Here is an 18,921-nt window from a genome sequence, read left to right as displayed (position 1 = left end):
CTAGACCCTGTCGTGCTCGATGTCAGCACCCTGCGGCCGGTGATGGCCCGAGGTGACCGCGACGACGACGAAGGCGACGACGACGATGCCCGCGTACACCCACGGCAGCGCCGCGAGCCCGAGGGTGTCGTAGAGCACGGCACCGAGCAGGGCTCCCCCGCCGATGCCGATGTTGAAAGCCGTCGTGTAGAAGGCGCTCGCTGCGTCGCGGATGCGTGCGGATGCCGCGTGCAGCAGCCGCGTCTGCAGCAGCGGCGGCAGCATGCCGAACGCCAGGCTCCAGGTGATGAAGGCGATCAGCGCCGGGATCCAGCTGCCCGAGAAGAGGCCGAGCGCCGAGACCGAGAGGGCCACCACGCCGAGCGAGATGAGCAGGCCTCGGGTCGGGCGCTTGCTGAACACGGCACCGGCGACGACCAGGCCGATGAGGCCCGAGACCCCGGCGACGAAGAGGAGCGGGCTCACGGCTGCCGCATCCGTTCCGACCACGTCGATGAAGTACGGAGCGATATACGTGTAGAGCACGTAGTGGCCGATCATGGTGATCGCCGTGACGGCGCACACGATGGCGACGGCCGTCACCGAGCGGTCGCGGATCGCCGGGATGGCTGCGGTGTTCACACCCGGCTCGACGCGGTGCACCACGGGCAGGAAACGCCAGACCAGCACGGCGCTCAGCAGCGTGAGGCCGGCGACGATGCCGAAGGCGAGTCGCCATCCGACGGCGTGGCCGAGCGCGGTTCCCAGCGGGACGCCGAAGACGAACGCGAGCGTTCCGCCGCCGAGCGCGATCGAGACGGCGCGCCCGATCTGCTCCTTGGGCACGAGGTGGCCGGCGTAGGCGCCGACGATCGCCCAGAACAGCCCGTGCGCCATGCCGCCGACCACGCGCGAACCGACGACGAAGCCGTAGTTCGGGGCGAAGGCCGTGAGCACGTTCGCGAGCCCGAGCACGACGATGGCCGCGACCAGCAGGGCGTGGCGCGGCAGTCGGCGGGTGAGGCCGGTGAGCGGGGCGCTGGTCAGCACGACGGTGAACGCGAACACCGTCACGAGCAGGCCGACGAGCGGCTCCGAGACGCCGAGGTCGGAGCTCATGTCGGGCAGCAGGCCCGTCGGCAGCATCTCGCCGGTCACCGAGAGGAACACGGCGACGGCCAGCACGATGAGGCCCAGCCAGGGGAATTTCGAGATGCTGCTCACGGCAGCGGAATCGGTCGTGGACATGGCAGTCTCCGACAGGCGTTCCCCGCGTGACGCTCTCTCGCTCGATGAGCGCGAGCTCTGCGGGTCGACTACGCGCTGTTGTGCGCGCCCAGGGCCGGGTTGATCACACCGACCGTCGTCGAGTCTAGCCGGGCCCCACGGGATAACCTGAGCGGATGGACTTCGACGCCGCTGTGCCGCATCCGCCGATCCACCACCACTGGGTCATCACGGTGAGCTGTCCCGACCAGCCCGGAATCGTCCACGCCGTGAGCGGCGCCATCGTCGCGGCGCGCGGCAACATCACCGAGAGCCAGCAGTTCTCGAGCGCAGACACCGGCCGTTTCTTCATCAGGCTCCAGGTGGAGTCGCTCGCCGACAGGAGCGAGTTCGAGGCAGCCCTCGCCCCCGTCATCGAGCACTACGGCATGGCGGCGCATATCGACACCGTCGGCCGGCCGCTGCGTACCCTCGTTCTCGCCTCCACCGCCGCGCACTGCGTGAACGACCTGCTGTTCCGCCAGCGCGCCGGCCAGCTGCCCGTCCACATTCCGCTGGTGCTCTCGAACCACTCCACCCTGCGCGACCTCGTCGGATTCCACGGGGTGCCGTTCGAGTCCCTCCCGGTGACGGATGCCGCGAGCAAGGCCGCCTTCGAGGAGCGGGTGCTGCGGGCCGTCGACGAGCACGACATCGAGCTCGTGGTGCTGGCGCGCTACATGCAGATCCTCACCCCCGAGCTCTGCGAGCGGCTCGAGGGCATGGCCATCAACATCCACCACTCCTTCCTTCCCGGATTCAAGGGCGCGAACCCGTACAAGCAGGCGCATGCGCGCGGCGTGAAGCTCATCGGCGCCACGGCGCACTTCGTCACGAGCGATCTCGACGAGGGCCCGATCATCGAGCAGAACGTCGTGCGCGTCGATCACTCGCGCTCCCCCGGCGAGCTCGTCGCCATCGGCCAGGACGAGGAGAGCCGCACCCTGAGCCAGGCGGTCAAGTGGTTCGCCGAGCGTCGGGTGCTGCAGGACGGCGCTCGCACGATCATCTTCCGCTGACACCGTGCTCGCCGAGACCCGGCGAAGCCGCGGCCGAAGCGCATCCCCGGTAAACTTCACGAGTGAGTGACGCAGCGCCAGAACAGTACAGGGTGAGCCCGAACGACATCCTCCGATTCCTGCTCGAGATCTTCGCGGTCCTCACGCTGGGCATCTGGGGCTTCACGGCCTGGCCGCTGCCGTGGCCCGGCGCCCTCATCGGCATCGGAGCACCGCTTCTCGCCATCCTGCTCTGGGGTCTGTTCCGCTCCCCCAAGGCCGTGTTCAGGATCGACCCCTTCGGCAAGGCGGTCGTCGAGATCGTCGTCATGGGTTCGGCAGCCCTGGCCTGGTGGCAGCTCGGACAGCCCATCGTCGCAGCGGTCTTCGCCGTCGTCGCCACGATCTCCGGCATCATCAGCGGCCGCAAGGAGTTCGCGTGAGCCTCGTCGTCCACGGTGCCCGCAAGCTCGACGCCCACGGCACCATCGACGACTTCTGGTTCGCGGCATCCGCCGATCGCATCACGGCGACCGGAACGGGTGACGGATGGCGTGCCGTCGCGGCATCCGATCCCACCGCCGTGGTGACGGACGCCGCCGGGCACTGGCTCACGCCGGGCTTCATCGACCTGCACGGCCATGGCGGCGCCGGCGCGGACTTCGACCACGACGTCGACGGCATCCGCACGGCCCTCGCCGTTCACCGCGTGCACGGAACGACCCGGTCCGTGCTGAGCCTGGTCACCAATCCCGTCGACAGCCTCGCCGGGAGTCTGGGCACCATCGCCGACCTCGCGGATGCCGACCCGCTGGTGCTCGGCGCACACCTCGAGGGTCCGTTCCTCGCCGAATCGCATCGCGGAGCGCACAACGCAGACCTCCTGATCGAGGCCGATGCCACGGTCGTCGCCACCCTGCTCGCCGCCGCCCGTGGCACCCTCCGCCAGGTCACCCTCGCTCCCGAGCTGCCCGGCGGCCTCGATGCCGTCGAGACGTTCTCGGCAGCCGGCGTCGTCGTCGCCGTCGGCCACACGGCGGCGACGTTCGAGCAGGCGCAGGCCGCGTTCGACAGGGGTGCGACCCTCATCACCCACGCGTTCAACGCGCTGCCCGGCATCCACCACCGCCAGCCCGGCCCCATCGTCGCGGCCTTCGGAGACCAGCGGGTCACTCTCGAGCTCATCCTCGACGGGGTGCACGTGCGACCCGAGGTCGCCGCGCTCGCCTTCGCCGCCGCTCCAGGACGCATCGCCCTCATCACCGACGCCATGGCCGCGACCGGGTCGGGCGACGGGCACTACGAGCTGGGCTCGCTCGACGTCACGGTGACCGACGGCGTCGCCAGGCTCACCTCGGGCGGAGCGATCGCGGGCTCGACCCTCACGCTGGACGTGGCTCTGAAGAACGCCGTCGAGCTCGCGGGTCTCGACCCCGTCGTCGCCGTCACGGCGCTCACGCTCACTCCTGCACGGGTGCTCGGGCTGGACGCGGAGCTCGGCCTGCTGGCCGAGGGCTACGCGGCCGACGCCGTTCTCCTCGACGCCGGCTTCGCGGTGCAGCGGGTCTGGGCGAACGGCGTCGCGCTCTAGCTCCGCGATCACCTCGCTCGCTGAGGCCCGGACGCAGTCCGTGGCCGAAGCGCACCGAAGCAGCAGCGCCCCGCTGCGCTTCGGGCGGCCCTCAGCGAGCGGAGAGGGCACTACAGCGGCACGCCCTCCGGACGCAGCGCCCACGCGTGCCTGTAGTACTCGGCGTTGCCGAGCTTCGACGCCGCGGCCTCGTCCACCACGACGGTGACGTGCGGATGCAGCTGGATGGCCGAACCCGGATGGCTCGCCGAGATCGGTCCCTCGAGCGCATCGGCCACCGCAGCGGCCTTGCCCGCTCCGAATGCCAGCAGCACCAGGTGCCGTGCCCGCATGATCGTGCCCAGCCCCTGCGTGATGCAGTGCGTCGGCACCTGGTCGATCGAGTCGAAGAAGCGCGCATTGTCGCGACGGGTCTGCTCGGTCAGGGTCTTCCAGCGGGTGGTCGATGCCAGCGAGGACCCCGGTTCGTTGAAGCCGATGTGGCCCGTCGTCCCGATGCCGAGGATCTGCAGGTCGACGCCGCCGGCTGCGAGGATCGCCGCCTCGTACTCGTCGCCCGAGGTGAGGATCCCGCTCGGGTCGCCGTTCGGCACCCTGATGCGCGCAGGGTCGAGCCCGAGTGGCTCGACGACTTCGCGGTGGATGACCGAGTGGTAGCTCTCGGGGTGATCGACGGGCAGGCCGACGTACTCGTCGAGCGCGAACCCGCGCACCCTGCTCACATCGGTGCCCACGGCATGGATGCGGGATTCGAGGGCGCGGTACGTGGTGAGCGGCGTCGAGCCCGTCGCGAGGCCGAGCACGGCGTCCGGGCGGCGCTGGATGAGGGCGATGATGGCGTCGGCGACGACCGATCCAGCCGCCGCGGCATCAGGGACGATGACGACTTCAGCCATGGGCTACTCCTGTGAGGGCTGCTCCGACCGCTGCGGCCGGGAATCCGAGGGGGATGATGTGCACGCGCTCGGCGAGGGCGATCGATGCCAGGAAGCGCGAGGATTCCGCTGCCCGACCGAGCGCTGAACGCACCCCATCGATGAGCGGGGTGCCGAGCGCGCTGAGACCGCCACCGATGACGACGGCGTCGACGTCGGTCGACAGCACGAGGATGCGCACGGCCGCCGATACTCCATCGAAGAAGCGCTCCTGCACGGCGAGGGCCTCAGGGTCTCCGGATGCCGCGGCCTGGAACAGGGCACGAGCGGGGAGGGCGTCATCCGTCGGCCACAGGCGTGCAATCGCTGAGCCCGAGGCGACGGTCTCGACGCAACCACGCTGTCCGCAGCTGCACACGGCGCCGTTCGGGTCGATCGGGATGTGCCCGATCTCGCCGGCGATGCCGTGACCTCCGCGCAGCAGCACTCCGCGCTGCACGATGCCGGCCGCCAGCCCGGTGCCGAGGTTGAGGTAGGCCATCGAGTCGAACCCGTTGGCCGCCCCGGTCTCGGTCAGCAGGTGCTGCGCACCCATGGCCGCGGCCTTCACGTCGTTCTCGACGCTCACGCTCACGCCGAGACGCTCGATCAGCGCCTCGCCCAGGTCGAGGTCGTCCACGCCCAGGTTCACGGCGTGACGCACCCGTCCGGTGGCCGAGTCGACGGCGCCCGGGATGCCGATGCCGATCGAGCGCAGGTCGCCGATGCTGATGCCCGAGAGCGCAGCGACCTGACGCACGGCGTCGACGGCGGTCTCGATGACGGCAGGGCCGCCCCACCCCGTCGGCATCCGCACCTGGTCGCTGAGGCGTCCGTCGGAGTCCATGGCGATCGCGGCGGTCTTCGTGCCGCCGATGTCGATTCCGAGTCTCATGCCGTCGACCCTTCGAGCAGGGCGAGGACACTGCGTCCCAGCAGGCGCGACGCACCGAAGGTGGCGATGTCGGCGTAGGCGCGATCGTCGCTCGGCCAGCCCAGGTCGACCACGAGCACTGCTCCCCCGTTCGCGCGCAGCTCGTCGATGGCCTCGCGTGCGAAAGCGTAGCGGTGGATGTCCTTGCCGACCACGATCACCGGCCCCGAGAAGTCGGGAAGTGCCGCGCTCCCCTCTGCGAGAGGGTGCGGGGTGCTCCAGGCCGAGTCGGCGGGGAACGGATGACGCGCCAGCTCCGCGAACGGCCCCCACGGGGCCACTCCCACCGCGATGTTGGCGACGGTGTCGATACGCACGACGGCACTCGGCTCGATGCCGGCATCGAGCCAGGCCCGAGCGTGCGGCGAGACGTCGAAGGCGAGCTGCACCTGCGCGGTGTCGAAGACGGGTTCGGCGAGCTCGGAGGCTGTGGCGTCGTCGGCCGAGGCCGCGGCCGATCCGGCGTCGAGCGCTGCGAGCACGGCGTTCGTCTCCTCGCCCAGCTCGCGAACGCGGAGGGCGGCCTCGAGCACGCGCTCGATCGACAGCCGACCGCTCGCGATGGCCGCGAGCACCCGGTCCTCGATCTCGTCGAGTTCGCCATCGGTGTTCTCCGTGCCGATGCAGAGCAGGTCGCAGCCGGCGTCGAGGGCGCGCACTGCGGCCTCGGGGATGCCGTGGATGCCGCTGGCGCCCTTCATGTCGAGGGCGTCGCTCACGATCACGCCGTCGAAGCCGAGCTCGTCGCGCAGCAGACCCTGCAGGATCCGCCGGGAGTGCGTCGCCGGGAACTCGGCGTCGACCTGCGGGATGAGGATGTGCGAGGTCATGATGGTGCGGGCTCCGGCCTCGATCGCGGCGCGGAACGGCACCAGTTCCCGTGACCGCAGGGTCTCGAGGTCTGCGTCGATCACGGGCAGCGCGAGGTGCGAGTCCTGGGCCGTGTCGCCGTGCCCCGGGAAGTGCTTGGCGCTCACGGCGATGCCGGCGCCCTCGTGTCCTGCCACCCACGCACCGATGTGGCGCGCGACCGCGACCGGGTCGCTGCCGAAGCTGCGCACTCCGATGACGGGGTTGTCGGGGTTGGAGTTCACGTCGGCGTCGGGTGCGAAGTTCAGCGTGCAGCCGACGGCGGCCAGCTCCTCGGCGACGGTGCGACCGACCCTCTCGGTGAGCTGCAAGTCATCGAGGCGTCCGAGCACGGCCGGGCCGGGGTAGGGCGATCCCTGGTCGTAGTAGAGCCGGGTGACATCGCCGCCCTCCTCGTCGATCGCGATGACGGCCCGCGGATTCGCCGCGCGGACGGCATCCGTCAGCTCGCGCAGCTGGGAACGCGACACGATGTTCTGACCGAAGATGCAGACTCCGCCGAGGCCGGCGCGCAGGCGGGAGCTGAGCCAGTCGGGGAGCTCGGTGCCGACGAAGCCCGGCATCAAGGTCGCGGCGACCAGCGAGCGGAGTTCTCCCCTGCTGCTGATGGTGGCGGAGTCGGGAACGGATGCGGTGGTGGCTGCTCCGCTCATCCCTTGACCGCCCCGGCCACGAGTCCGCTCGTCATCCGGCCCTGCACGATGAGGAAGAAGACGATGACGGGCAGTGCCACGAGCGTCGACGCGGCCATGACCTGGCCCCAGTCGGTCTCGCGGGTGGCGCTGGCCTGGATGAAGCCGCGCAACCAGAGCGGCAACGTGTGCATGTCCTCGGCAGGCAGCAGCACGAGGGCGACGGTGAACTCGTTCCAGGCCTGCAGGAATGCGAAGACTCCGGATGCCACGAGCCCGGGTGCGAGCAACGGGAACGTGATGCGCATGAAGGCACCGGTGCGACTGAGCCCGTCGACCATGGCGGCCTCTTCGAGGTCTGCCGGGATTCCGGCGACGAAGCCGCGCAGCATCCAGATGGTGAACGGAACGACGGCGGCGGTGTAGATGATGCTCACGCCGATGATGGAGTTCAGCAGCCCGACGCTCGAGACCATCTTGTACTGGGCGATGAACAGGCCCTCGGCCGGCAGCATCTGGATGATCAGAACGGCGAGAACGAAGGACTTGCGCCCCTTGAACCGGAACCGGCTGATGGCCACGGCCGCGAGGAACGCGAACAGCAGGCAGAAGAACACCGCGATCAGGGTGACCGAGAGGCTGATGCCGAGGGCCGAGTAGAAGGAGCCGTCCTCGAGGGCGTTGGAGTAGTTCTCGAACGAGCCGCCGATGGGCAGGAAGGTGGGGATGAACGACTGCAGGGTGCGGTTCGGCAGCAGCGATGAGTTCAGCATCCAGTAGACGGGGAACACCCAGGCCAGCGACACCACGATGGCGAGGATCGACAGCAGGATGCGGGCGGGACGGAACCGCACGCGGGTGAGCTTCTGCGGCTGCGTCTCGGAGGCTGTGGGGATGGGGGCCGGAGCTGGGGCGAGCTCGCTCGCGATGACGTGGGTGTTGATGCTGGTGTCGGTCATGACTGCTCGTCCTCCTTGAGAAGGCTGCGCACGTAGAACCAGCTGATGGCCAGGGTGAGCGCGAGTACGAAGATGGAGACGGCGCTGGCCATGCCGAAGTCCTGGGCCCCGGCGCCGAGTTTGTAGATGTAGGTGCCGAGCAGGTCGTACTCGCTCGACTTGGATCCGGCATCCTGCAGCATGGTGATCTGGGTGAAGACGCGCAGGTCCCAGATGAGCTGCAGCAGCAGCACGATCATGATGACGGGCCGGATCATCGGCATGATGATGTAGCGCAGGCGCTTGAAGCCGTTGGCACCGTCGAGCTGAGCGGCCTCGAGCACTTCCTCGGACACCTGGGTGAGACCGGCGTAGATCGAGAACGCCACGAACGGAACACTCATCCAGACGACGATGACGCTGGCGACGATGAAGAAGGTGATGGGGGTCGAGAGCCACGAGAACCGGTTCATGTCGACGCCCGGGACCATGTCGAGGAGGTAGTTGACCAGGCCGCGGCGGCGATCGAACATCCAGATCCACACCGTCATCGCGGCGACGACGGGCATCGCCCAGGCGAGCAGCAGCGAGATCTGGAGTATGAGCCGCACGACCGTGCCGACGGCGGTCATGAGCACGGCGAGCAGCAGGCCGACCACGAGGGTGACGGCGGCCGTGATGAAGCAGAAGGCTATGGAGCGCACGACGACCTCCCACATGGTGGGGTCGGTCGCGAGGCTGAAGTAGTTGGCGAGGCCCACGAACGGAGCCGGCTGGCCGAACTGCTGCTTGATGCCGAATTCCTGCGTCGAGGTGATGACCTGCCAGATGAGCGGGTAGCCCATGCCGACCAGGAGGATGACGATCGCGGGGATGAGGAGAAGGTGCGGAACGGAGAGGCGTCGTCGGGGGCGTCGCGCCGGCGGCTTCGGCGCGGCTGCGGGGGCGTCCCGGGTGAGCGTTGCTGTCACGGTCTCATCCTCCTTTCAGTGTGGTGCGCGTGCAAGAGATCAGGGGTAGGGGCCGCGAGCGAAGAGTCGCTCGCGGCCCCTGGTGTCGTGCTGTGTTCCGGATGCCGCGGCCGTGACCGACCGTGGACCGGAGGGTCCGACTAGTTGAGGAGCTTGTCCAGCTTCTCGTCGTACTCGGTGGCCAGGGCCTTGACGTCGCCGCCGGCCGAGACCTTGCCGAAGAACTCCTCGAGGATGCCGGCACCCTCGACTGCGGCCCATCCGGGTGCAGCGGGGGTCAGCTTCGAGCCGGCAGCCGACTCGACGAGGGCCTTGGCGAACTGGTCGTCGCCGAGAGCCGACGCGTAGTCGAGGTTGGCCGGGCCGAGACCGTTCTCGCCGAGGAGGGTCTGGTAGTCCTCGGAGAAGATGATCTTCATGAGCTCCTTGGCACCGGCCTGGTTCTTGCTGGCGGCCGAGACGGCGATGTTGGATCCACCGGCGAAGACCGGGGCTGCTCCACCATCGACACCGGGGAGCACGAACGTGCCGAAGGTGTCGTCGTTCCAGGTTGCGACGGTCTTGGTCGCGTCCTTCGGGTCCGGAGCCAGGTCACCGATCGACCAGTGCGCCCATCCGGGAGCGATGATCGTCGCGGCCTCTGGGACGCCCGTTGCCTCGTTGTTGTTGATGTTGACCCACGGGGTGCTGTCGAACTCGGTCGACGGTGCGAGGGAGGCACCCTCGAACAGCGACTGGAACTCGGTCAGGCCCTTGACGGTCTCGTCGGAGGCCAGGGTGCCGACCCACTTGTCGCCGTCCTTCTTGGCGAGGTCCCCACCGTTGGCGAAGATCCAGGAGATGCCGTTGCGCCAGTCGGAGCCGCCGATGTAGAAGCCGGACTGCGTGTCGGTCTTCAGCGACTTGACGGTCTCGTCGAACTCGGCGAGCGTCGTGGGAACGGTCTTGCCCGCGGCGGACCAGATGTCCTTGCGGTAGAAGTTGTAGCGCGAGCCGAAGTAGTAGGGCAGCGCGTACTGCTTGCCGTCGACCTCGCCGACCTCTACGAACGACTTCAGCAGCTTGTCGCCGCCGAGCTCGTCGTACATGTCGCTCAGGTCGGTGAAGGCGCCCGCGTTGGTGAAGGTCGGCGACCAGGTGTTGCCGATCTCGGTCACGTCGGGGGTGTTGGCAGCGTCGGGAAGCGCAGTGGTGAGCTTCGCGACGGCGTCGCCCCAGCCCTGCTCCTCGATCTTCAGCGTGCCACCGGTCGCCTTCGTGTACTCCGTCTTGAGGTAGTTGCGGAGGGCGTCGGGGGTGTCACCGCCCATCAGCCACAGCGTGATGTCCTGGCCCTTGGCAGACTCGGTCGAAGCGGCGTCGCCGCCCGTCGAGCTGCAACCGGCGAGAACGAGTGCGGCTGCGGTTGCGATGGCAGCTACTGCGTACTTTCTCTTCATTGGGATTTCCTTCTCTTGGTTGGGTGGTGGTGCTTCGGGGTGTTGTGGTTCACGAGCACTGGGCGTCGCGGCTTTCCGACTCCCATTCGTCAGGGTCCCTAAGAGACCCCGAGCTGTCCGGATAGGACCATGACCGCGGCGCCGCGGAGGACTATGTCCTGCCCCTGCGTGGTCATCCGAACCGTCAGAGAGCCCGTGAACTCGGCCATCGTTCTGGTGCGGATCGTCTCGATGGCCGCTGTCGCCAGCGGTCCTTCAAGCAGTTCGGTCGGGCCGCTCAGCACGATCTCGGAGAGATCGAGGGCCCCGACCACGGGAGCGAGGATGATGCCGAGCCGGCGGCCCGCCTCCCGAAGAACAGTGGTGCGCTCGGCGTCGGCCTCGTCGCCCGTCGCCGTGATGGCCGCAATGCGCGCGGCCAGTCGCGGGGCGGCGAGCCAGGCCTCGAGGCAGCCGGTGTTGCCGCAGGCGCACAGCGGGCCGCCGTCGGTTCCGACGACGACGTGGCCGATCTCACCGGCGGCCGATGTGGCGCCGAAGAGCGGACGACCGCCGACCAGCAGGCCGGCGCCCACGCCGTGACCCACCTTGATGAGCATGATGTCGCCGTCGACACCGCCGAAGCTGTGCTCGGCGAAGACCGCGGCGTTGGCGTCATTGGCGACGAGCACGGGGACCTCGAAGCGCTCGGCCAGCACGCCGTGCAGGTCGACGGAGGTCCAGCGCAGGTTGGGTGCCGTGCGCACTGTGCCCTCGAGGTCGACGATGCCCGGGGAACCGACTCCGATGCCGAGGAGCGGAGCCGTGGCGGCCGCGACGAGGCTGTCGACGAGCTGCAGGACCTTGGCGATGGCCTCCGAGCCCGTGCTTCCCGCGAGGGCGATCTCGTCGCGGGCGAGGATCGCGCCACCGAGGTCGAGCACGGCGCCCCGGAAGACCGAGTCGTCCGAGAGGTCCACGGTCGCGATCTGGAAGGCCCCGCGATCGAAGTCGAGCAGGGTGGCAGGCTTCCCCGGGCGTGCGTCCTCGCGCTGGCCCGTCTCGACGACGAGTCCTTCGGCGATGAGCTCGGCCACGAGGTCGGAGACGGTGACACGGGTGAGGCCCGTCTCGCGGGCGACATCGGCCCGGCTCTGGCCTGATTCACGGTACAGCGTCTGGAGCACGAGTGAGCGGTTGTGCCCCCGAGCGTGCTCGGGCAACACCTTGGCTGTCGGGCGGAGTGCCCGGCTGGGAGAGAGCTGCGTCGCCGTCATGTTTGTTAGTAAAGCTTACGAACTAACGATGCGCAAGCGATGGACCGAAGTTAGTCCATGTTCTTTACAAACCTGTGATCTTCTGGAAACACTTCCCCGTCCGGCGGGGAAACGCCGCCCGAGATACCTAGAGCGCTCCCGTCGCCGCGGTCTGCGTGACGGTGCCCGATCCGTCGAAGACGAGCAGGGTGTCTGCGATCTTGTCGATGAAGAACCTGTCGTGACTCACCACGACCACGGCGCCGGGGAAATGCGTGAGGGCGCGCTCCATCACCTGGGTGCTCGTGATGTCGAGGTGGTTCGTCGGCTCGTCGAGCACGATCACCGCGGCACCCGAGAGCAGACACTGGGCGATGGCGACGCGGGCACGCTGGCCGCCGGAGAGGGTGCCGATCTTCTGCTGCAGGTCGGCATCCGAGAACTGCAGCATCGCGAGGAAACGGTTCACGCTCTTCTTCGTGGCCGTGAAGGCCAACGAGTCCGGGTAGGCGTTCACGGCATGGCCGACGGTGTCGGTCAGGTCGAGCTCGGCGTAGACCTGGTTGTAGGAGACGAAGCGCGCGCCCTTCGCCCAGCGCACGCGGCCGGCATCGGGTTCCGTCTGACCGGTCAGCACGTCGAGCAGCGTCGACTTGCCCAAGCCGTTCGAGCCGACCACGGCGAAGCGGTCGCCACGGTGCAGGCTGAAGGTGAGGCCCGAGAACAACGGTTCGCCGTCGAATCCCTTCGCGAGACCCTCGACGGTCAGGAGGTCGTTGCTGACGCGCAGTCCGTCGTAGATGGCAGTGATCACCTGATCGACGGGGCGGGGCGCCTGGCGCTTCTTGATGTCGGCGAGCTTGCGCGCCAGTCCCCTGTCGGGATTCCGGGCGGCCTCGCGGCGTGCGCTGCTCGCTGCCTGCTCGTAGGCCAGCAGTTCCTCCTCGTGGGCGAACTGCTTCTCGAGCATCTTCAGTCGCGACTGCTTGGCCTGCACGTAGGCCGAGTAGTCGCCGTCGTAGTCGTGCAGGTGATGGTTCTCGATCTCGACGATGCGCGTGACGACGCCGTCGAGGAACTGCCTGTCGTGCGAGACGACGAGCACGGCGCCGGGGAAGGTGCGGAGCCAGCCCTCGAGCCAGCGCACGCCGTCGAGGTCGAGGAAGTTGGTCGGCTCGTCGAGCAGCAGCACGTCGGGGGCCTGCACCAGGATCTTCGCCAGCGCCGCCCTGTTGCGCCAGCCGCCCGAGAGGCGGTCGACGGCGAGCGTGCTCCGGGCCTCGTCGAACCCGATGCGGGTGAGCACGGTCTCGATGGTGTTCTCGTAGCCCCATCCGTCGATGGCGTCCATCTTCTCGAACAGCTCGCCCTGCTCGGCGAGCAGCCGGGCCATCTCGACGTCGTCCATCGGCTCGGCCAGCTGCGTCCCGATCGCGTCGATGCGGGCCTGGGTCTCGTGCACCTCGGCGAACAGCCCGCTCAGGATCTGACGGATCGACAGATCGCCGTCGAGCTCGGAGAACTGCGAGAAGTAGCCGATCGTGGTGCCCAGCGACACGTCGACGGTGCCGCTGGTGGGCTCCTGCCGGCCCAGCACGAGTTCGAGAAACGTGGTCTTGCCCGTTCCGTTCTTGCCGATGAGGCCGACCCGATCACCCTCGCGGAGCTTGAGGAAGGCCTCCCGCACCACGAGTCGCCCGTCGTACTCCTTGGTCACGTCGTTCAGGCGGATCTGGCTCATGGGGGTGTCCTCGGGATTCGTCGGTACAGCTGTACAGAGTGGTGCTGCACCGGCACGGTGCGTGAAAAGACATCCGGCCCACCGCGGCGCTGCGATCCCCCGTCGATGACGGAGGGCGGCGCCGGCGGTGGGCCGGACGACGGATGCTGCTGCTTACGCCAGGCGCGTCCGCAGGTTGGCGGCGATCGACTCGAGGAACTGCTCGGTCGTCTCGTAGCCCTGCTCGGGGCCGACGAGGAGCGCGAGGTCCTTCGTCATCGAGCCGGACTCGACGGTCTTGATGACGACGTCCTCGAGCGTCGACGCGAAGTCGATGAGGTCCTGGTTGCCATCGAGCTTGCCGCGGTGCGACAGGCCGCGCGTCCACGCGTAGATCGACGCGATCGGGTTGGTCGACGTCGGCTTGCCCTGCTGGTGCTGGCGGTAGTGACGGGTCACGGTGCCGTGCGCTGCCTCGGCTTCCACGACCTTGCCGTCCGGCGTGGCCAGCACGCTGGTCATGAGGCCGAGCGATCCGAAGCCCTGGGCCACGGTGTCGGACTGCACGTCGCCGTCGTAGTTCTTGCAGGCCCAGACGTAGCCGCCCTCCCACTTGAGCGAGGATGCGACCATGTCGTCGATCAGGCGGTGCTCGTAGGTGAGACCCGCCGCGTCGAACTGCTCCTTGAACTCGGTCTCGAAGATCTCCTGGAACAGGTCCTTGAACCGGCCGTCGTAGGCCTTGAGGATCGTGTTCTTGGTGGAGAGGTAGACCGGGTAGTTGCGGTCGAGGCCGTAATTGAGCGAGGCGCGAGCGAAGTCGCGGATCGAGTCGTCGAGGTTGTACATGCCCATCGCCACGCCGGAACCCGGCGACTGGAAGACCTCGAAGGACTGCGGCTCCGAGCCGTCCTTCGGGGTGAAGGTCATCGTGAGGGTGCCCTCACCCTCGAAACGGAAGTCGGTGGCGCGGTACTGGTCGCCGAAGGCGTGGCGACCGACGATGATCGGCTTGTTCCAGCCGGGAACCAGGCGCGGGATGTTCGAGATGATGATCGGCTCGCGGAAGATCACGCCGCCGAGGATGTTGCGGATGGTGCCGTTCGGCGAGCGCCACATCTTCTTCAGGCCGAACTCCTCGACGCGAGCCTCGTCGGGAGTGATGGTGGCGCACTTCACGCCGACGCCGTGCTTCAGGATGGCGTGTGCCGCGTCGACCGTGATCTGGTCGTCGGTCTCGTCACGCTTCTGGATGGAGAGGTCGTAGTACTCGAGGTCGATGTCGAGGTACGGGTGGATGAGTGAATCCTTGATGGCCTGCCAGATGATGCGTGTCATCTCGTCGCCGTCGAGCTCGACGACGGTGCCTTCAACCTTGATCTTGGACAATTGTTGTTCTCCTCGAAAGATGCGGGCCGATCGGCCCCGACAATCCTACCCGAGCAACGCAACTATCTCGACATCAAGACAGTTCGACGGGATTTCGGCGGGTGACGTCGGCGAAAAGGCCGACTTTCCGCTGCGGCGGCGAGCAGGATAGCCTTGCGTCATGGGTGAGATCAGACTGGAAGAACTGTCGGCGTCGAATATCGCGGCGGCGAACACCCTGAGCCTGAAGCCCGGCCAGGAGCAGTTCATCGCGCCGGTCTCGTACTCGGCCGAGACGACCGTCACCGACCCCGCCGCGGCCTGGCAGCGCGTCGCCCGGCTCGACGACAAGGTCGTCGGCTTCATCCACGGCAACTTCGATCCGGACAACGAGCACGAAGAGTTCCGTGCGTGCATCTGGCGCATCAACGTCGACGCCGATGCGCAGGGTCAGGGCGTCGGACGTTTCCTCGCCCGCGCCCTCGCCGAGGAGGCCCGCACCCGCGGCTTCGACCGCATCACGGTGATGTGGGAGCCCGGCACCGAGGGGCCGGAGGCCTTCTTCCACCGCATCGGATTCGTCGACGTAGACCAGACCCAGTACGGCGACATCATCGGTGCCCTCGCCCTCTGAACCCGGCCACTCCGGGCGCACCGGCAGGCCGCCAGCGGCATCCGTTCCCCGTCGCGGGCCGCACATCGCCGAGGGCTTCATCGCCGCGGTGCTCGAGGTCGTCGACTCCATTCCGCCCGGCCACGTCATGACCTACGGCGACGTCGCGGCCACCCTCGGTTCGCGCGGCGCCCGCGTCGTCGGGCAGGTGATGGCGCGGTACGGCTCCGACGCCCCCTGGTGGCGTGTCATCAGGGCCGGCGGGCACCCGCCGATCGACCACGAGGACAGCGCTCTCGTGCACTACCGCGACGAGGGAACCCCCATCGTGCTGACGGATGCCGGCTACCGCGTCGCGACGGCCGCGCGCTGGCGGCCCTGACCGCCCGGTCGCAGAGCGACCATCCCGAGCGTCAGCTCACGCGCGCTGCTCGACGAGTGCCGCGGCAGGGATGCGCGCGGCGACCGTCGTGCCGCGCCCTCCATCGCCCATCGACAGCTCCACCGTTCCGCCGAGCGCCGCGATGCGGTCGACGAGCCCCATGAGCCCCGTGCCCTTCGAGAAGTCAGCTCCCCCGCGGCCATCGTCGGTGACGCTCACGCTCAGTCCGTCGTCATCGGCGGCCAGACGGATGCCGCAGTGCGACGCCCCGGAGTACTTGGCGACATTCGTCAGGCACTCCGCGATGAAGAAGTAGAGCGTGGTCTCGGTCAACGGGGGCAGGTGATCGGGAACGGCGACGTCGACCTGCACCGGCACGGGCGAGCGCGCCACCAGCTCGCTGATCGCCATGCCCAGGCCTCCGAGGGTGAGGGAGCTCGGGTGGATCCCGCGCGCGAGCTCGCGCAGCTGCTTGAGGGAGCCGCTCAGCTGTGCGAGTGCCTCCTCGAGGTCGGCCGCGAGCCCGACGTTACCGTCGGCGCTGGCACGCGTGATCGCCATCCGCAGGCTGAGGGCGAGCGAAACGAGCGACTGCTGCGAGCCGTCGTGCAGGTCCCGCTCGATCTTCTTGCGAGCCTGGATGCCGGCCTCGATGATGCGCACGCGAGACTCCCGCACCTCCTCGAGCGTCTGCTCCAGCTCCTCGCGCAGGCGTCCGTTGTCGACGGAGAGGGTGAGCGCTGTCGAGACGGCGTCCAGCAGCTCCTGGTTCTCGCTCAACGCCCTGTCGTGATCGATGACGGCGAGACGGCCGGACTGCGATTCGATCGGCATCATGGCGCGCCCGCGGGGGCGTGCCCGATCGGGGTCGCCCGGCATGACGGCGCCGCGAGAGTCGACGTAGCCGTCGAGCTCCGGTTCCCACCAGTACACCTTGAGCGCCGGGTCGCGCAGGGTCTCGGCGAGCACCGCCTGCCAGTAGTCACGGTCGACGCCGTCGCGGGTGTGGACCATGAGGTCTGACACCCGCCCTCGGAGGCTCCGGATGAAGACGAGCCCAGCGACGAAGCTGATCGGGATCGAGGCGGTTCCGAGGTAGCCGAGATAGGTGAACAGGGCAGAACTGCCGCCGGTGATGTCGGAGACGGTGCCGTATGTCACGGCGGCGCACCACAGGATGAGGGCGACGGGCATCACGAACGCGATGTTGCGCGCAGGTGTCGTGCCGCGCATCCAGCGCACCGTGACCAGCACGATGATGCCGACGATCAACGCGATGCCGAGCGCACGGAAACCGAGGTCGATGGCCGAGTAGAGAGCCTCGTCGGCCGCGAAGGCGTAGGCGTTCGGAGCGCAGGCGCAGTCGGGGTAGCGTGCCGGAGCCGGCATGAGGAACAGCACGGCGAGCATGCGGATGACGACCGCGACGCCCCCGATGGCGAGCAGCCACTTCTCCACGGGCCCGAAGAAGCGCCCTGTCGGGTACACCACGACCAGTCCCGCCTGCAGCACGGCCCAGAACAGCCCGACGGACTCCAGCAGCGGCCAGAGTGCGCCGTAGGGCCACATGGCCGCGATGAAGGCCGGCGGCAGCCAGAGGAACGCGATCGTGATCATGATGCGCGCCGGGATCGGCGAGTCAGCCGTCTCCCAGGCGATCCACGCGCACACCGCGTAGCTGAGGCCGGCGAAGGCGTGGAAGATGGTCCCACTCAGCGACCACGGCTGGGTCAGCGCCGCGGCCTCGAAGCCGATGACCTCCTGGGCGACGATGAGCGCCGCCGCCAGGGCGACGAGCAGGAGCCTGCGGAGCCGCAGTGGCGTCACGGCTGGCCGAGCAGGCGGAGCACGGCGAGGACCCGCCGGTGATCCGTGGGCGACTCGTCGATGCCGAGCTTCGACATGATGTTCCCGATGTGGGTCTCGACGGTCTTGAGGCTGAGGAACAGGGTCGAGGCGATGCCGGAGTTCGACTTCCCCTCGGCCATGAGCGCGAGCACATCGCGTTCCCTCGGGGTGAGCACCTCGATCGACGGGTTGCCCTTCTGCGCGACCAGTTGGGCCACGACCTCGCTGTCGACGACGGAGCCGCCCGATGCGACAGTGCGCACGGCCTGGACCAGGCGCTCCGGCTCGGCGACGCGGTCCTTCAACAGGTAGCCCGTGCCTCCGCCGGCGCTCATCGCCCGGATCGCGTAGGCAGGCGTCGCATACATGGACAGCAGCAGCACGCCGACCTTCGAGCCGCTGGAGCGCAGGGTCTCGAGAGCGACGATGCCCTCGTCGGTGTGCGTCGGCGGCATTCGGATGTCGAGGACGACGGCGTCGACGGGGCGCTCCTGCACGACCCGCAGCAACTCGGCTGCGGTTCCGACAGAGGCGACGATCTCGCAGCCGCCGGCGGTGAGGACCGTGGAGATCCCCGTGCGCAACAGCATCGCGTCGTCGGCGATGGCGACCCTGGTCGGCGTCCCGTCAGGGGTGACTCTCTCCGCGTTCATGATCGTCCAGTCTGTCGGGCGCCGTTCTCGCGACGCTGGGGGTGACGGATGTGACTGAAGGTGCTGTGCGATTGTGCAGGTGCCGCGGGTCAGGCGACGAACTCGCGGAGGCCGGCTCCGGAGAGCTCGTCCTTCGGGATGAAGCCGTCGGCGCCACTCGTCTCGATGCGACTGCCGTAGTCACTCCGATCGCGACTCGATGTGAGAACGATAGCGAACGAACCGAGCGCGCGCAGCGATGGAACGACATCGAAGCCCATCGCATCCGGCAGCATCACGTCGAGCAGCACCAGGTCCGGCAGGCTCTCGCCCACGAGAGCGACACCGGAGAGGGCCGATGCGGCGTCGCCGACCACCTCGAAGCCGTCGGCTTCGAGGAGTCTGCGCACCTGATCACGAAACACGTCGTGGTCGTCGACGATCACCACCCGGGACACCATGTCCCGATTGTCCCCCGGGCGCAGACCTCGACCTGACCAGCGGGCCGAAGATCGGGGAGCACCCCGAGAGGTCACGGAGGGCGTCCACCGATCCGCGCCCCCGTTCGAGGGAGGAACATGACTGTCGAAC

At 68.5% G+C, this 18,921-nt stretch carries 18 protein-coding genes; 5 read left to right on the top strand and 13 right to left on the bottom strand.

Annotation, left to right across the window (positions count from 1 at the left end):
• Complete coding sequence (locus tag AADV74_RS16765) at positions 1–1,227, bottom strand: MFS transporter (RefSeq protein ID WP_342116318.1); 1,227 nt, start codon at positions 1,225–1,227, stop codon at positions 1–3.
• 155 nt (positions 1,228–1,382) lie between these two features.
• Here AADV74_RS16765 and purU point away from each other — a divergent pair, with 155 nt between their 5' ends.
• The 3 genes from purU to AADV74_RS16750 all read left to right on the top strand — a co-directional run bounded on the left by purU (position 1,383) and on the right by AADV74_RS16750 (position 3,834).
• Positions 1,383–2,264, top strand: coding sequence for a formyltetrahydrofolate deformylase (gene purU, locus AADV74_RS16760; protein WP_342116316.1), 882 nt, complete (start codon positions 1,383–1,385; stop codon positions 2,262–2,264).
• Positions 2,265–2,326: 62 nt separating this feature from the next.
• Positions 2,327–2,686, top strand: a complete 360-nt coding sequence (locus AADV74_RS16755) for a YrdB family protein (RefSeq protein WP_342116315.1) — start codon at positions 2,327–2,329, stop codon at positions 2,684–2,686.
• Entirely contained in the window at positions 2,683–3,834 is a 1,152-nt protein-coding gene (locus AADV74_RS16750; RefSeq protein ID WP_342116314.1) for an N-acetylglucosamine-6-phosphate deacetylase, read from the top strand. The genes AADV74_RS16755 and AADV74_RS16750 overlap by 4 nt, the downstream gene beginning before the upstream one ends.
• A gap of 110 nt (positions 3,835–3,944) precedes the next feature.
• Here the strand turns inward: AADV74_RS16750 and AADV74_RS16745 are convergent, their stop codons facing one another.
• From AADV74_RS16745 to AADV74_RS16705, 9 genes are all read right to left on the bottom strand, one after another.
• Positions 3,945–4,730 (bottom strand): glucosamine-6-phosphate deaminase, encoded by a 786-nt coding sequence (locus AADV74_RS16745; protein WP_342116313.1) that lies wholly within the window; start codon positions 4,728–4,730, stop codon positions 3,945–3,947.
• On the bottom strand, positions 4,723–5,643 hold the full coding sequence (locus AADV74_RS16740) for an ROK family protein (protein WP_342116311.1): 921 nt from the start codon (positions 5,641–5,643) through the stop codon (positions 4,723–4,725). Before AADV74_RS16740 ends, AADV74_RS16745 begins: the two co-directional genes overlap by 8 nt.
• The gene (nagZ, locus tag AADV74_RS16735; RefSeq protein ID WP_342116309.1) at positions 5,640–7,205 is read right to left on the bottom strand and encodes a beta-N-acetylhexosaminidase; all 1,566 of its coding nucleotides are present in this window, start codon (positions 7,203–7,205) and stop codon (positions 5,640–5,642) included. The genes AADV74_RS16740 and nagZ overlap by 4 nt, the downstream gene beginning before the upstream one ends.
• A complete protein-coding gene (locus tag AADV74_RS16730) occupies positions 7,202–8,143 on the bottom strand; it encodes a carbohydrate ABC transporter permease (protein WP_342116308.1) in 942 nt (313 codons plus the stop codon). The genes nagZ and AADV74_RS16730 overlap by 4 nt, the downstream gene beginning before the upstream one ends.
• Positions 8,140–9,093: a carbohydrate ABC transporter permease gene (locus AADV74_RS16725; protein ID WP_342116306.1), complete on the bottom strand. Its 954-nt coding sequence runs from the start codon at positions 9,091–9,093 to the stop codon at positions 8,140–8,142. Before AADV74_RS16725 ends, AADV74_RS16730 begins: the two co-directional genes overlap by 4 nt.
• Positions 9,094–9,233: 140 nt before the next feature.
• Entirely contained in the window at positions 9,234–10,532 is a 1,299-nt protein-coding gene (locus AADV74_RS16720; RefSeq protein ID WP_342116305.1) for an extracellular solute-binding protein, read from the bottom strand.
• Positions 10,533–10,630: 98 nt separating this feature from the next.
• A complete protein-coding gene (locus AADV74_RS16715; RefSeq protein WP_342116303.1) occupies positions 10,631–11,788 on the bottom strand; it encodes an ROK family transcriptional regulator in 1,158 nt (385 codons plus the stop codon).
• Positions 11,789–11,915: 127 nt separating this feature from the next.
• Positions 11,916–13,508: an ABC-F family ATP-binding cassette domain-containing protein gene (locus tag AADV74_RS16710; protein WP_342116301.1), complete on the bottom strand. Its 1,593-nt coding sequence runs from the start codon at positions 13,506–13,508 to the stop codon at positions 11,916–11,918.
• 153 nt (positions 13,509–13,661) lie between these two features.
• A complete protein-coding gene (locus AADV74_RS16705) occupies positions 13,662–14,876 on the bottom strand; it encodes an NADP-dependent isocitrate dehydrogenase (RefSeq protein WP_342116299.1) in 1,215 nt (404 codons plus the stop codon).
• A gap of 160 nt (positions 14,877–15,036) precedes the next feature.
• On the opposite strand from AADV74_RS16705, the gene AADV74_RS16700 reads away from it, so the two are divergent.
• Together AADV74_RS16700 and AADV74_RS16695 are read left to right on the top strand one after the other, a co-directional pair.
• Positions 15,037–15,489, top strand: coding sequence for a GNAT family N-acetyltransferase (locus tag AADV74_RS16700; protein ID WP_342116297.1), 453 nt, complete (start codon positions 15,037–15,039; stop codon positions 15,487–15,489).
• Positions 15,473–15,850: an MGMT family protein gene (locus AADV74_RS16695; RefSeq protein WP_342116296.1), complete on the top strand. Its 378-nt coding sequence runs from the start codon at positions 15,473–15,475 to the stop codon at positions 15,848–15,850. The genes AADV74_RS16700 and AADV74_RS16695 overlap by 17 nt, the downstream gene beginning before the upstream one ends.
• Positions 15,851–15,886: 36 nt before the next feature.
• Here AADV74_RS16695 and AADV74_RS16690 read toward each other — a convergent pair whose 3' ends face one another.
• The 3 genes from AADV74_RS16690 to AADV74_RS16680 form a co-directional block, all read right to left on the bottom strand.
• Positions 15,887–17,677 carry a sensor histidine kinase gene (locus tag AADV74_RS16690; protein WP_342116293.1) on the bottom strand — a complete coding sequence of 597 codons (1,791 nt, stop codon included), beginning with the start codon at positions 17,675–17,677 and terminating at the stop codon, positions 15,887–15,889.
• Entirely contained in the window at positions 17,674–18,351 is a 678-nt protein-coding gene (locus AADV74_RS16685; protein ID WP_342116291.1) for a response regulator transcription factor, read from the bottom strand. The genes AADV74_RS16690 and AADV74_RS16685 overlap by 4 nt, the downstream gene beginning before the upstream one ends.
• An 89-nt stretch (positions 18,352–18,440) precedes the next feature.
• Positions 18,441–18,791, bottom strand: coding sequence for a response regulator (locus tag AADV74_RS16680; RefSeq protein WP_342116289.1), 351 nt, complete (start codon positions 18,789–18,791; stop codon positions 18,441–18,443).
• Positions 18,792–18,921 lie beyond the last annotated feature (130 nt).

The organism is Leifsonia stereocauli, from assembly GCF_038432415.1.
GTDB classification, from domain to species: domain Bacteria; phylum Actinomycetota; class Actinomycetes; order Actinomycetales; family Microbacteriaceae; genus Orlajensenia; species Orlajensenia stereocauli.
Note: the sequence above shows the minus strand (reverse complement) of the source record. Positions and strands in the feature narration are given on the sequence as shown.

Coding starts and splice junctions, on each gene's coding strand:
- AADV74_RS16710 (WP_342116301.1), bottom strand. CDS start 13,508: ATGAGCCAGATCCGCCTGAACGACGTGACCAAGGAGTACGACGGGCGA.
- purU (WP_342116316.1), top strand. CDS start 1,383: ATGGACTTCGACGCCGCTGTGCCGCATCCGCCGATCCACCACCACTGG.
- AADV74_RS16740 (WP_342116311.1), bottom strand. CDS start 5,643: ATGAGACTCGGAATCGACATCGGCGGCACGAAGACCGCCGCGATCGCC.
- AADV74_RS16720 (WP_342116305.1), bottom strand. CDS start 10,532: ATGAAGAGAAAGTACGCAGTAGCTGCCATCGCAACCGCAGCCGCACTC.
- nagZ (WP_342116309.1), bottom strand. CDS start 7,205: ATGAGCGGAGCAGCCACCACCGCATCCGTTCCCGACTCCGCCACCATC.
- AADV74_RS16680 (WP_342116289.1), bottom strand. CDS start 18,791: ATGGTGTCCCGGGTGGTGATCGTCGACGACCACGACGTGTTTCGTGAT.
- AADV74_RS16685 (WP_342116291.1), bottom strand. CDS start 18,351: ATGAACGCGGAGAGAGTCACCCCTGACGGGACGCCGACCAGGGTCGCC.
- AADV74_RS16745 (WP_342116313.1), bottom strand. CDS start 4,730: ATGGCTGAAGTCGTCATCGTCCCTGATGCCGCGGCGGCTGGATCGGTC.
- AADV74_RS16765 (WP_342116318.1), bottom strand. CDS start 1,227: ATGTCCACGACCGATTCCGCTGCCGTGAGCAGCATCTCGAAATTCCCC.
- AADV74_RS16715 (WP_342116303.1), bottom strand. CDS start 11,788: ATGACGGCGACGCAGCTCTCTCCCAGCCGGGCACTCCGCCCGACAGCC.
- AADV74_RS16700 (WP_342116297.1), top strand. CDS start 15,037: ATGGGTGAGATCAGACTGGAAGAACTGTCGGCGTCGAATATCGCGGCG.
- AADV74_RS16730 (WP_342116308.1), bottom strand. CDS start 8,143: ATGACCGACACCAGCATCAACACCCACGTCATCGCGAGCGAGCTCGCC.